This window comes from Pseudomonas sp. XP1 (assembly GCF_053557675.1).
Map to the genome: position 1 here is coordinate 19,026 of NZ_JBNRIJ010000029.1, position 12,325 is coordinate 31,350.

Below are 12,325 nucleotides of genomic sequence, written 5' to 3' on the forward strand. Positions count from 1 at the left end.
GGGGCATGCCTGCTTCGGTACCTGGTAAAAATGCTAGTTGTCACAGGTAGGGCAAGGACTTAGTTTTTTCGTCGAGCAGGTTCGGTTTCAGCTTTCCAACGAAGAGAGAAAATCATGAGCAGCTCCACAAAGAAACACTCGCCATCCGAATGGCTTCGTATCCAATCCCGGCGTGCAATTGCGGCATGGCAACGTGATCGTCTTCCAGGGCTGCAAGGTGGTCTGGGTGACCTGATCATTCATGAGGCACTGCTGGCCGATGAAGACACTGGTCTGGTATACAGTGAATACTTGAAGGAAGACGCGCTCGATTTTATCTTGAGCGTGCCCAAGTGGATTTATTCCGAAAAGGACACGCTGCGTATCGAACATTCGCGCGATGAGCGAGTCTGGACGACGCTTTATGAGGAAGTGAAAGATTTCTACAATAACCCTGTCCCTGATCCTTATCCTATAAAGCTGGATAAAAACCATGATCAGATGCGCTTGGAGGGCACTCATTATTTTAGAACGTGGATCATGAACGACTTTGGTGAATCTTCGACATCGGATTCGTTGGTCTTGATTTTCGACACAGTACCGCCTTACAAGCATCTGCCACCCACTCCATTCGCCCCTGTTTCGGCGGTGACTGATGCGTCCTTGGCGGCTGACGGTGACAAAGTGACCCTTCAGTTGCCGGGGCATTCAGATTGGAAGGAAGGGGATACCGCCTATGTGTACTGGATGAACCGTATTCCCGAAAAGTTCGAGGATCTTGACGAGTACGTTGCGGAGGTTGTAACAACCGGCAAAGGACAGCCCGTAGTTATCGATGCGAGCATTGTTCGCGCGGTGGGCGACGGTGGCGTGTTCATTTTATATGTTCTGGTTGACCGGGCTGGCAACGTCAGTCTCCTTTCCATCTACCAGAGCGTGGCAGTGGCACTTGGCACGCTGCCCACGGTTTTTGAAGATCCCATTGTACCGCTTGCCAAGGCAGAAGACGGTTACCTGATCGACCAGCTTGACGCCGAGGCAGGTGTTGAAGTCTGGGTGAAGGCGGATGTCGCTTTGAAAAGCACCGATCTCGTTGTAGTCACATGGCAGGGAGCGGAACTGCCGGCCGAAACGGTTGGCTCTGCTCCAGGCGAGTACATTCGGATCAGGGTGCCCGATGATGTCTTGTTGAAAGAGTACGGCTCGGGCCCAGGCAATGTGGCTACCAAGGTCAGCTATACACTGCTGCGGGGTACCCACCCGATGGGCGGTGCCGATACCGATATCGTCGTCAATTTCGAAACCCTGTATCCGGGAGGCCCTGACCCGGAGTGGCCGCTGCCCATTCATCCAGATGCGACAAAGCCAGTTGTTACCGGTCAGGGGAGTGGCCTGCGTGATGAACTGGATGGCAAGGATACTGGCCTGGATGCCTCGCTGGAGTTTAAACTTTTCAGTTTTGCTCAAAAAGACGACAAACTGTTCTTTTATTGGGGTGGAGAAGAAGCAGGTACTTATACAGTAAAAGAAACTGATACACCCGGTGACTCGATCACGGTGGATGATGTGCCTTGGGACACTATTCTCAATGTGGGCAATCACCCCGCTGTTCCTGTGTATTACGAGGTCTGGCGATCCGGTGTGCCTAACCCCGTGCGGTCTGTCGTTACCGAGGTCAAGGTCGATGCGATTGTCATTAAGGCGCCCGACGCAACATTTGATCATTTGAACAGCGGTGCGGTCACCTGTGCCAGTATTCAGGCAACAAAAGATCACCCTGACGGGGCTGCGGTCGAAGTGCTGATTCCGGATCTCAGCGAATACCTGAAATATGGTGAGTTCAGCAAAATAAGAGTTCATTGGTGGGTCTATCGCGGTCGCACGCCTGTTGACCCTGAGGAGATCATTGAAAAGGTGACGATTGAAGAGGAGGTTGATCTCGATGAGGATCATCCCGTTACTGGTTTCACCTACCGTATTCCTTACGCTACAAACGTGCTTCCCACTTACGAAGGATCAGACAACCCGGAATACACAAGGTCGAGAGCGAATTTCGAATATACGATTTTAACGGATGAAGAGATCCCTTCCGGAGTGACCAAGGTTCTGCTTGCTTTCGTTCCACCATCGGGCGTTTGCGATCTCAGTCGCTGATCCGTTACTGGGTGGGTCGCGCATTGTGCACGAAGCGCTTTGCGCGATATCAGTCTTTTCTCTGGTATTTGTAGGACTTTTCCTATGCATCGGTGTTTTTCTTCCCTGTAGCTTGGCCGAAGTAGGTACTTGCCTGGGGGGTTCCCTGTGTTCGCCAAGGTTGTGCCTGAACTTGAGCCGCATGAGAGCTTTGATATGAAGAGCACGTTTAGTGTGCAGAGGTTTTACCGAAGCGTGGCCTGTTGCGTAACAGTGCTGCCCTTTGGTTTGTACGGTGCCAATCTCCTGGCAGCCCAGCAGATCATCGAGCGTGACACGGTCATTGACGCTTCCAGTCCCCTGGTCGGCTATCAGGTGTTGGATGGGGCGAAGCTGACCGGTAATGGCGCATCTACCCAGCACATTTTCTTGCGTGAGGGAAGTGAACTGGAGTTAAACGGCAGTTCGATCGTTGCAGCGGACGATGGTGTGTTGATGGAGGGGGGCTCGCTAGCCCGGATCAATGGCAGCACCATCGCCAGCGAGAGTACCGGCCTGACCGTGGCGCGCAGCAGTGCTGGTGGTTCGGCGGCCTGGCTGAACGGCAGCACCGTCACTGGCAAGCTGAGGGGCGCGCAGGTCGCCAGCATGTCGGAGCTGCACCTCGCTGGCAGCAGGGTGCAGGGCTCGGGCAGTGCTGGCGTGCGGATATTCAATGGCTGGCTCGACGCGCAGGGTAGCCAGGTCATCGGTGCCCAGGAAGGCATTCTGGTCAATGCCGACGGCACCACGGGGCAAGCTCGCATTGACCTGGACGGTTCGCAGGTCGTCGGGCAGGATGGGGCCGCCATCGTGGTGGAAGGCGGCAGGCTGGGCGCGGCGACCGCGAAAATCACGGTCAGCAACGGCTCGCAACTGAGCGGTAGCAATGGCAGCCTGCTTGAAGTGCGTAACCAGTCGAATGCCGAACTGGTTGTCGAGAACAGCAACCTCGAGGGCAACGTTCGGGCTGAACAAGGCTCCAGCGCTACCGTCACGCTCGACAAGCAGGCCACCCTCACCGGGCAGTTGGAAAATGTCGGGAAGCTGACCATTGGCAATCAGTCACGCTGGACAATGGTCGATGACGCCGCCGTGGGTGACCTGGCCCTCGACGGCGGCACGGTGCAGTTCGGCAAACCCACCGAGTACCAGCGCCTGACACTCGGCAGCCTGCAAGGAAGTGGCAATTTTGCCATGGATGCCGACTTTGCCGAAGGGAAAACCGACTTTCTCGATGTCACGGGCACATCCAGCGGCAACCATGGTTTGTTGATTGGCAGTAGCGGGGAAGAGCCACAGCAGGAAGGCAAGCTGAAAGTGGTACAGACGGCAGATGGTGGCGCCTCGTTTTCGTTGATCAACGGGCCGGTGGATCTGGGGGCATTTTCCTACGAGCTGACCAAGCAGGGCAACGATTGGTGGCTGGATGGCTCGCGCAAGATCATCAGCCCGGGCACCCGTTCGGTGCTGGCTTTGTTCAACACAGCGCCCACTGTCTGGTATGGCGAGCTGACCAGCTTGCGCAGCCGTATGGGGGAATTGCGCCTGGATGATGGCAAGGCCGGTGGCTGGATGCGTGCGTACGGCAACAAGTATGACGTGGCCGCCAGCTCGGGCGTCGCCTACAAGCAAACCCAGCAGGGCTTCTCGCTGGGGGCCGACGCACCGCTGCCCATTGGGGGCGGTCAATGGCTGCTCGGTGTGCTAGCCGGCCATAGCCGCTCGGACCTGGACCTGAGCGGTGGCACCAGCGGCGAGATCGACAGCTACTACCTGGGGCTGTACAGCACCTGGCTGGACCGTAGCAGCGGCTATTACTTCGATGGCGTGCTGAAATTCAACCGCTTCGATAATGATTCGAAAGTGGCGCTGAGTGACGGCACACGCACCAAGGGGCATTACAACAACCATGGTGTTGGCGTGTCGGCCGAATTCGGGCGGCATATCGAATGGGAGCACGGTTATTTCTTCGAGCCATTCACCCAGTGGGCTAGCGCCTACATACAAGGCAAGAAATATCAGCTGGATAACGACCTGCAGGCCGAGGGTGATGCCGTGCGCTCGATGCTGGGCAAGGCGGGGGCAACGTTTGGCCGTAACTTCGAAATGCAACAGGGACGAGTCATTCAGCCCTACCTGCGGGCGGCCTACGCGCATGAGTTCATCAACAACAACGATGTGAAGGTCAACCAGAACCGTTTCGCCAATGACCTGTCGGGGTCGCGCCTGGAACTGGGGGCGGGGCTGGCGGTTACGGTTGCAGAGCGCCTGCAAATGCATGTCGACCTCGACCACAGCCGTGGCGAGCACGTCGACCAACCCTGGGGTGTGAACCTGGGCGTGCGTTACAGCTGGTAAACACCAACCGTGGGGGCCGTCGAGGCCTCCACTTCGGGAGAGCGAAGCCGATGAGTACCCTGCCAAGCGAGCCTGGGGCGTTGCTGAAGCCTGTAGATGTCCCGGTGCTGCTCGAAGATATCGACGGCGGCGAGAAAAACCTGCTGCCGGTCACCGCAACGCAGCAGCCCCTGCGCGTCAAAGTACCCATGTGGCCGATATCCGATCCGCGACCTGGAGAGCCCGAATGGCTTACGCTGTTCTGGGATGAGTTCCCGGTTGTGAAAGACAAGAAGTGGGAAACCCCGGTACAGCCCGAGGATCTCATACTGAGCGTTCCAAAAGAACGACTTGTCGCTGGGCCCCATCAATTGCGTTATGAGGTGACCAACGCCTTTTGTGATATGAGCCCATCGGATACGCTGACCGTGTCGATTGACCTCACCCCGCCTGAACTGGGCGCGGACCAGGGCAGGCTGACGGTGTTGGAAGACCCGGACGAGATCGAGCGTGACGGCCTCACCGAGCGCTACCTGAGAAACCACGGCCAGCGCCTGCGCACCGAGGTAGCCCGCTACACAACGCCTGCTGTCGGTGACAGGATCATCTACTACTGGGATACCGAGCCATTTGAAAAGAACGATGTCGGTGAATTCGGCATTGACGACACTGGCGGGCCGTTCTACATCGATTTCGACGGCGAAATGATTGTCCGGTTCGGCGATGGGTACCGTTACTTGTACTATGCGATCAAGGATAGGGCAGGCAACCTCAGTGCGTTTTCCGAGCCTCTGAAGTTGCGGGTCTCGGCCGCCACGCGAACCTTTCCGCTGGCGAGCATTCCCCAGGCGGAGGGAAGAGATGATGATTTGCGCCTTGCGCTCGATGACCTGGAGCCCCCACTGTTGGTCGTGGTGCCGGCTTCGGCTGTGGTCTACCCGGATGAGCGGCTGCGGGTGGAGTGGGGGAAACCCGGCGATCCTGGTTACTACTCAGCCACGACTGGTTATCAGGGGCGTGAGCGTGAGTTCGAGATTCCGCTGCAAAACGTCTTGGCTCAGGGGGCACTCAGCCTTGAGGTAAGGTTTGTGGCGTCTGGTGACAAGCGTCTCGATTACCCGTCGCCACCGGTCAATCTGTACATTTCGCGAGTAAGCGAAGGGTTGCCCAGGGTCGAGTTGGAAGGCGTCAGCAATGCCAGCCTGGAACTTTCCAGGGCGCCAGCCCGTATTCCGGTAAAGTTGAATACCTGGCCGTTGATGCTTGAAGGGCAATTGGTCGACATATGGGTGACTGGGGTCTTGGCTGATGATAACGAAGCAGAGCCATTCCAGGTGCTCAAAGACTACGTAGTCAAGACCGCTGATCTATCCGTAGGCATAGGTATGGGTAACGACGTCGTCCTGCCCAGGTCCTTCCTGGAGACGCTGAAAATCGACTTGAAATTCACTTTGCACGTTGAGGTCAGGTTTTTCGCGCAAGGCGTTCCGGTGCCGTTCCCGAAGGTGAGCCCGCTCTTGTTACCCTGAGCCGGGATACCTTTCACAAGCCGGAAACCGGCGCCGTCACTTCTTTCGTGATACCGCCGTAATCGTTGATGGTTGTGAAGAATACCTTCATGCCTGGGGCCAATGCCGACGTTGGCAGGTCGTAGGCCTGGGTGCTTTTGGGGGCTACCATCTCTCGTGCTTGGATGCTTTTGCGCGCAGTGGATTGGCCCACCTCTAGGCTCCTGAAGGAGTAGTGGTAGGGCGAGGGGTTGTGCACGGCCAGCTGTGCCTTGCCGTCGTTGTGTTGTACCGACCATTGCAGGGCGTTCAAACCGTCCTGCACAGAACCCTGCAGGCCCACAGGGCGGTAGAACAGCTTGATCCGGGTACGCAGTGCAATGGTCAGGGTGTTCGCCTGTTCATCCTGCACCTGGGGGATTTCCTGCACATTGAAGAAGAACAACGACTCTCTGTCATCTGGCAGGTCATTGGGCAGGCGATTGATCTGTACGGTCTGTTCTTTGCCCGGGTCAAGTCGGAACAAGGCGGGTGAGGCTATCAATGGAACGGCGATGCTACCGTCGTCCACGTCGGTATTCACCCAGCTTTGCACTGCGAACGCCTGGGTGCTGGGGTTGGCAACGGTGATCGAACTGCTTTGCTTGTCGCTTGCCTGCACGATGCGTGTGGCGCTGATGGTGAGCGCCGCCTGGGCCGAGGAGATGAATGCGCTAGTGACGGCTGTGGCAAGGACAATCTGACGCAATAGGGAAGTAGGCATGAAAAGTGATCTGACAAAGGCATGGAAACAAGCGCAGCGAGCCGCGCTTGTCGTGTTCGGGTTTAAGGAATGGCAACCGTGAAGCTCACGCTGGAAGCGATTGTTCCCTCGGTCACTTTCTTTGTAGTGTGGAGATTGGTGTTGAAATTCATTTCAGTGGGTTTTGCAGGGTCCAGAGTGTAGCTGGCAGACGGGGTGCCAGGATCGAGCTGAGCGCCGCTCGCGTCGTAGATGGCAATCGCAAAGCCCTCACTGTAGCCGACGCCCGTTTGCAGGCCATACAGCTTGCCCGATGGGTCGGGATAGTTGGCATTGAAGGTGACGGTCGTGTCGGACGGCATGCTGGCGCATGTAGCAGGGTCGATACTCAGCACGAACCGTTTCTTCGCCGTTTGTAGGCCGGCGCTAGCGTAGTCCTTGGCCTGGAAGTCGCCAAAGTTGATCATCGGCAGGGGAGAGCCGCCTGGGTTGACGATGCTGATTGGGCAGGTGCCGCCATCCGTCACGGTGCCTTCGAAGTTGATGACGCCAGTATTGGCCATGGCCGAACTGCAGGCCAGGCCAAGCGTGCAAAGTGCAAGGATACGTTTCATGGTGCGATCCAGATAGGGAGTTGACGTGTTGGTGTATGTCGAGCCGGCGTCCAGGGGCTGGAAGTCGGCTCGGCATGCGTAAGCCTATCGTCGATCGCAAAAGGCAAGCTGTAAGGGAAGTCGCATTGCTGCGTGGAGAACGCGCCGCGACAGGTGTCGTAAGGGGTTGATGGGATATTACCGGGCCGCCGTCATCAGCTGTTTTTGTACATTCCAGTCGAAGGATTCGCCGTTCTGCTCGGCTTCATGGCGCCGCTCTTCAAGTTGCTGATAGAGGTTCAACTCTTCATCGGGCATGAAGTGCAGGCAATCACCGCCAAAGAACCAGAGCAGGTCGCGGGGGACAAGGTGGGCGATTTGCGGATAGCGCTGGATGACCTGGCAAAGCAGGTCCTGCCCCAGGTACTGGCTATGCAGTGGATCCTGAGGCAGCAGGTTCAGCAGTTCGTCGAAGCGCTCGAGGAACAATGCATGGCTTTCTTCTGGTACCTGCTCGGCCTCGGCCACAGCCACCAGAATGGTGCGCAGATGCTGCAGCAACTGCAGGTGATATTGCAGGTGGGGGGTGGCCATGATGCGGTCCTCGACTAGCTCAAAAGTACGAGTATACCCCAATGAGGTTCGCCTACCTGGACAGCGTGCAGTTGGTTTGCGTGCTTGGAGGCCTGTCATTTTTGCCAGTGGAAAGAAAAAGGCGAAGCGATTTCAAATGGTGCCAGGTCATCTGGCCTGAACTGGAGAGCATCATGTATCGCGCAAATTATCTGGTACCGAATGCGGCGTTTCCCATTGCCTATGGTCAGGTGTGGTACACCCTGCTGAACGATTGCTGGAAGGCATATTACGCAAAGCATCAGTTTACGCCGGGCGAAGCACTCCTGCTCGACAGGCAGGCCGATGCCCATGTGCGTAAAGTGGCGTCCGTGGTTTTTGGTCATCCGCAACTGGCATGGTCGGACAACTTTGTCGTCATGAAAAAACGGCTGCTGAGCGAGCGTGAGGTTGCGTTTCGCCTGGAGCCGGGGCGCAGTGTCGGGTGGTTGAGTGAAATCAGGGATAACGGCTATGACGGCAGCCATGTCCTGACGATCAAGGCCGACACGCTTGGCAGCTCTGTCGCTTATCGCGTTGATGGCTCTGTTCGCCTGGGGTGGGGAGTAGAACCGGATTTTTCGTTTACCGGCGAAGACACGCTGCGGTTGAAACTGAAGCGGGGTTATCAAACCAAGCGCGGTGTCGACCTTTATTCCTTTGAGCAGCCTATAAAAAACACCTTGCGTGAGTTGAGTGTTTTCTTCCAGCCGTACAATCAGGGAACGGCAATGGCCTTCCAGTATTTCACCCCAGGTTTGCTGGCTGGGCAGGAACCGGTCCCGCTGCCTTCGTCCGAAACCGTGCTCGTGGATAACGTCGTGGTGTTCCTGTTCAGCGAGCAAGCATTTCCTGAAGTGAAGCAGGGCAAGGCTCCTGAAGATGAAACCTGGCTTCCCACTCTGGTTTTCCCGCCTCCCCGGCTCAGGAGGAAAGATGGTTCCTACGAATCCTCATTAGGTGCCTATGGCACGGAATACCATTCCCCCCGGGGAGCAATTCTCTCAGGGTGAAGGCGTTCGGCAACAAAAGCTTGCATTGACGCTCGACCCGTTGGTGCGTGTCGTTACGAATGGCGAAGATAAACAGGCTGTGCTGCTACTGCCAGGTCCCGATACGGCGGCCTGGGTTCTGGAAGGCGAGCGGCTGGGGCGCCTGGAGACAGAAGGTAGCACCCGGTACTATTACCCTCCTGCTGGTCCTGGATCTGGTGCGGTTCTGAGTACGAAAAACAAGACCGGTCGCCCGGCCGCTGTTATTTCCAGCGTCCCTAAATGGTTCACGGTTGATATGGTCAAAGCCACGCAAAATGGCGAAAGCGCATACTCGACATTTGCTACATACCATGCGCCGCAAACGCATTATTTGAAGGCTTCCCTGGAAAACGGCAAGTTCAAACTTGAACTCTGGTACTACGACGTTGAGGCGCGCAAAGACCTGCCGGTCCCGGAAGGTGATACCGAGTGGGGTGTCGTTTCGGGTAATGGCACTTTATCGCCTTCGGGTGTGTTCAACCCGGCCGCCAGCAATCCATCTTCCTTCTCTGTCGTCTGGGCGCGGGACACGAGCGACCCCCGCCTTCTGTTATGGGCGTTCACCGTTATCCCCATGCCGCTCTACTCGCCCGAGGAGGCTGTAGCGCTATATAACGGTTGATACTTTGTTCCTGCTTGCAACTTCCCGACAGAGCCGTTTTGCGGCTCTGTCGGCACTCTGACTTTCTGCCTAAGCTCAGCGAATGCATCCTGGCTTGGGGTTCAGCTGATCTTTGTCGAAGGCGTCCACATCGATTACTTTCCGGCGCGCCTGTTCAGCTTCCACCAGGTGTTGCCCCTCAGCCGGCTGCAGAAGGCCCACTTCGATGGCGGCTTCGACCGTGGCCTGACCATGGCCTGGCGTGAACTTGCCGTCCTTGATGGCCTGATGCAGCCTTTTTTGCACAGGGGCGGTTTCGTCCAGCAAATCACTGGCCCGCTGCAACGCCGCAACCGGGTCGCCTTCGGCCTGTGGCCTGAAGCATCCCGCTAACAGCTCCTCCAGTGCCGGGTCGCCTTTGCGGCGGCCGATCAGTGCGGCGACTTCGGCATCCAGTTCATCGCTCGGCCCGGTATGGCGGCGGCCGAAGGGGAATACCAGCACGCGCAGGGCACAGCCGACGAAGCGGTTGGGGAAGTTGTCCAGCAGGCGGTCCAGGGCGTTTTCCGCCTGGCCCAGGCTTTCTTCCACGGCCCAGCGCAACAGTGGCTGCATGTGCTCCGGTGAACCCAGGTCGTGATAGCGCTTGAGGGCGGCGCTGGACAGGTACAGGTAGCTGAGCACGTCACCCAGCCGTGCGCTCAGGCGTTCGCGGCGCTTGAGCGCGCCGCCCAGCAGCATCATCGACAGGTCAGCCAGCAGGGCGAAGGCCGCGGCCTGGCGGTTGAGCGCCCGGAAGTAACCTTGGCTCAAGGCATCGCCTGGTACGCTTTCCAGGCGGCCCAGGCCGAGGTTCAACACCAGCGTGCTGGCCGCGTTGCTCGTGGCGAACATGATGTGTTTCATCAACAGGTCGTCGAATTCCCTCAATGCCTGATCGCGGTCCTCGCGCCCGGCCAGGGTCATTTCCTTGAGCACGAACGGGTGACAGCGGATGGCACCCTGGCCGAAGATCATCAGGTTGCGCGAAAGAATGTTGGCGCCTTCGACGGTGATGAAGATCGGCGCCCCTTGCCAGTTGCGCCCCAGATAGTTGTTTGGCCCCATGATGATGGCCTTGCCGCCGTGCACGTCCATGGCGTGCTTGATGCACTCGCGGCCACGCTCGGTGAGGTGGTACTTGAGGATCGCCGACAGCACCGAAGGCTTCTCGCCCAGGTCCACGGCCTTGGCGGTCAGCAGCCGTGCGCTGTCCATCAGCCAGGCATTGCCGCCGATGCGTGCCAGCGACTCCTGGATACCTTCGAAGGCAGCCAGGGGAACATTGAACTGTTCGCGTATGTTGGCGTACTGGCCAGTGACCAGGCTGGTGTACTTGGCAGCGCCGGTACCCACTGCGGGCAGGGAGATGGAGCGGCCGACCGACAGGCAGTTCATCAGCATCATCCAGCCCTTGCCGAGCATGGCCTGGCCACCGATGAGGAAATCCAGCGGCACGAATACGTCCTTGCCGCTGTTGGGGCCGTTCATGAACGCGGCGCCCAGTGGCAGGTGGCGTTTGCCGATTTCGACGCCGGGCGTGTCGGTAGGGATCAGCGCCAGGCTGATACCCAGTTCTTCCTGCTCGCCCAACAGGTGGTCCGGGTCGTAGGCCTTGAACGCCAGGCCCAGCAGGGTGGCGACGGGCCCGAGGGTGATATAGCGCTTTTCCCAGTTCAGGCGCAGGCCGATGACCTCTTCGCCGTTCCATTGCCCCTTGCAGACCACCCCGGTGTCAGGCATGGCGCCAGCGTCGGAGCCGGCCAGCGGGCCAGTGAGGGCGAAGCAGGGGATTTCATCGCCACGCGCCAGGCGTGGCAGGTAGTGGTTGCGTTGTTCGTCAGTGCCGTAATGCAACAGCAGTTCGGCCGGGCCGAGCGAGTTGGGCACCATCACGGTGGAGGCCAGGTCGCCGCTGCGGGTGGCCAGTTTCATCGCCACCTGGGAGTGTGCGTAGGCTGAAAAGCCCTTGCCGCCGTATTCCTTGGGGATGATCAGGGCGAAGAAGCCATGCTGCTTGATATGTGCCCAGGCTTCGGCCGGCAGGTCCATGTCCTGGCCGATCTGCCAGTCGCTGACCATGGCGCACAGCTGTTCGGTCGGGCCATCGATGAAGGCCTGTTCTTCTTCGGTCAGCTTCGGCGCCGGGTAGTCGAGCAAGGTGTGCCAATCGGGACGGCCGCTGAACAGTTCGCCATCCCACCATACGGTGCCGGCGTCGATCGCTTCGCGCTCGGTTTGCGACATCGGCGGCAGGGTGCGCTGGAACCACTTGAACACGGGGCCTGTGAATACCTTTCGGCGCCATTCCGGCAGCGCCACCAGGGCGACCTTCAGTGCCAGCACTATCCAGAGCAGGGTCAGCAGCCAGCCAGGAGCGCTGCTGAAAATGCCCATCAGCAGTACATAGCCCGCCATGATGCCGAGAATCTGCAAGGGCGCCAGGCGCCGGTGCGTGAGGTACGCCGCGCCGATCACCAGCACTACCAACCACAACAGCAACATAATCGGTCCTCCTTGGAACCAGGGGGGCTTGAGCCGTCCCAGACAGCTTAGACGCAACGCTGTGAACGGCAGGGTCAGAACAGTGACAGGGTGTAGCGGTGGGAGTTTCAGTCCGATGTTTGCCTGTACCGGCCTCTTCGCGGGTAAACCCGCTCCCACAGGTACTGCACCGCTCTGAGATCGGGTGGGATCCTTGTGGG

9 protein-coding genes are annotated in these 12,325 nt (G+C 58.3%); 5 read left to right on the forward strand and 4 right to left on the reverse strand.

Annotated elements, in window-relative coordinates:
- Nucleotides 1-114 precede the first annotated feature (114 nt).
- The 3 genes from ACK1U9_RS20390 to ACK1U9_RS20400 all read left to right on the forward strand — a co-directional run bounded on the left by ACK1U9_RS20390 (nucleotide 115) and on the right by ACK1U9_RS20400 (nucleotide 6,020).
- The gene (locus ACK1U9_RS20390) at nucleotides 115-2,133 is read left to right on the forward strand and encodes a hypothetical protein (RefSeq protein ID WP_146190364.1); all 2,019 of its coding nucleotides are present in this window, start codon (nucleotides 115-117) and stop codon (nucleotides 2,131-2,133) included.
- Nucleotides 2,134-2,541: 408 nt separating this feature from the next.
- Complete coding sequence (locus tag ACK1U9_RS20395) at nucleotides 2,542-4,512, forward strand: autotransporter outer membrane beta-barrel domain-containing protein (RefSeq protein ID WP_286196029.1); 1,971 nt, start codon at nucleotides 2,542-2,544, stop codon at nucleotides 4,510-4,512.
- 50 nt (nucleotides 4,513-4,562) lie between these two features.
- Nucleotides 4,563-6,020 (forward strand): hypothetical protein, encoded by a 1,458-nt coding sequence (locus ACK1U9_RS20400; protein ID WP_108480087.1) that lies wholly within the window; start codon nucleotides 4,563-4,565, stop codon nucleotides 6,018-6,020.
- A 13-nt stretch (nucleotides 6,021-6,033) separates the two neighbouring features.
- On the opposite strand, the gene ACK1U9_RS20405 is transcribed toward ACK1U9_RS20400, so the two are convergent.
- From ACK1U9_RS20405 to ACK1U9_RS20415, 3 genes are all read right to left on the reverse strand, one after another.
- Nucleotides 6,034-6,762: a fimbrial biogenesis chaperone gene (locus ACK1U9_RS20405; RefSeq protein ID WP_108480088.1), complete on the reverse strand. Its 729-nt coding sequence runs from the start codon at nucleotides 6,760-6,762 to the stop codon at nucleotides 6,034-6,036.
- Nucleotides 6,763-6,824: 62 nt separating this feature from the next.
- Nucleotides 6,825-7,355, reverse strand: coding sequence for a fimbrial protein (locus tag ACK1U9_RS20410; RefSeq protein ID WP_108480089.1), 531 nt, complete (start codon nucleotides 7,353-7,355; stop codon nucleotides 6,825-6,827).
- A gap of 177 nt (nucleotides 7,356-7,532) precedes the next feature.
- Nucleotides 7,533-7,928: a PA2817 family protein gene (locus ACK1U9_RS20415; RefSeq protein WP_108480090.1), complete on the reverse strand. Its 396-nt coding sequence runs from the start codon at nucleotides 7,926-7,928 to the stop codon at nucleotides 7,533-7,535.
- Nucleotides 7,929-7,969: 41 nt separating this feature from the next.
- Between ACK1U9_RS20415 and ACK1U9_RS20420 the strand changes: the two genes are divergently transcribed.
- Both ACK1U9_RS20420 and ACK1U9_RS20425 read left to right on the forward strand, forming a co-directional pair.
- Entirely contained in the window at nucleotides 7,970-8,959 is a 990-nt protein-coding gene (locus ACK1U9_RS20420; RefSeq protein ID WP_108480091.1) for a hypothetical protein, read from the forward strand.
- A gap of 25 nt (nucleotides 8,960-8,984) precedes the next feature.
- Complete coding sequence (locus tag ACK1U9_RS20425) at nucleotides 8,985-9,602, forward strand: hypothetical protein (RefSeq protein ID WP_146190365.1); 618 nt, start codon at nucleotides 8,985-8,987, stop codon at nucleotides 9,600-9,602.
- Between the two features lie 75 nt (nucleotides 9,603-9,677).
- Here the strand turns inward: ACK1U9_RS20425 and ACK1U9_RS20430 are convergent, their stop codons facing one another.
- Nucleotides 9,678-12,125, reverse strand: a complete 2,448-nt coding sequence (locus ACK1U9_RS20430; protein WP_108480093.1) for an acyl-CoA dehydrogenase — start codon at nucleotides 12,123-12,125, stop codon at nucleotides 9,678-9,680.
- Nucleotides 12,126-12,325: the final 200 nt, after the last annotated feature.

What these genes read in the sequence shown, in the direction of transcription:
- ACK1U9_RS20390 (WP_146190364.1), top strand. Translation starts at nt 115, where the DNA reads ATGAGCAGCTCCACAAAGAAACACTCGCCATCCGAATGGCTTCGTATC.
- ACK1U9_RS20400 (WP_108480087.1), top strand. Translation starts at nt 4,563, where the DNA reads ATGAGTACCCTGCCAAGCGAGCCTGGGGCGTTGCTGAAGCCTGTAGAT.
- ACK1U9_RS20405 (WP_108480088.1), bottom strand. Translation starts at nt 6,762, where the DNA reads ATGCCTACTTCCCTATTGCGTCAGATTGTCCTTGCCACAGCCGTCACT.
- ACK1U9_RS20410 (WP_108480089.1), bottom strand. Translation starts at nt 7,355, where the DNA reads ATGAAACGTATCCTTGCACTTTGCACGCTTGGCCTGGCCTGCAGTTCG.
- ACK1U9_RS20415 (WP_108480090.1), bottom strand. Translation starts at nt 7,928, where the DNA reads ATGGCCACCCCCCACCTGCAATATCACCTGCAGTTGCTGCAGCATCTG.
- ACK1U9_RS20420 (WP_108480091.1), top strand. Translation starts at nt 7,970, where the DNA reads ATGAGGTTCGCCTACCTGGACAGCGTGCAGTTGGTTTGCGTGCTTGGA.
- ACK1U9_RS20430 (WP_108480093.1), bottom strand. Translation starts at nt 12,125, where the DNA reads ATGTTGCTGTTGTGGTTGGTAGTGCTGGTGATCGGCGCGGCGTACCTC.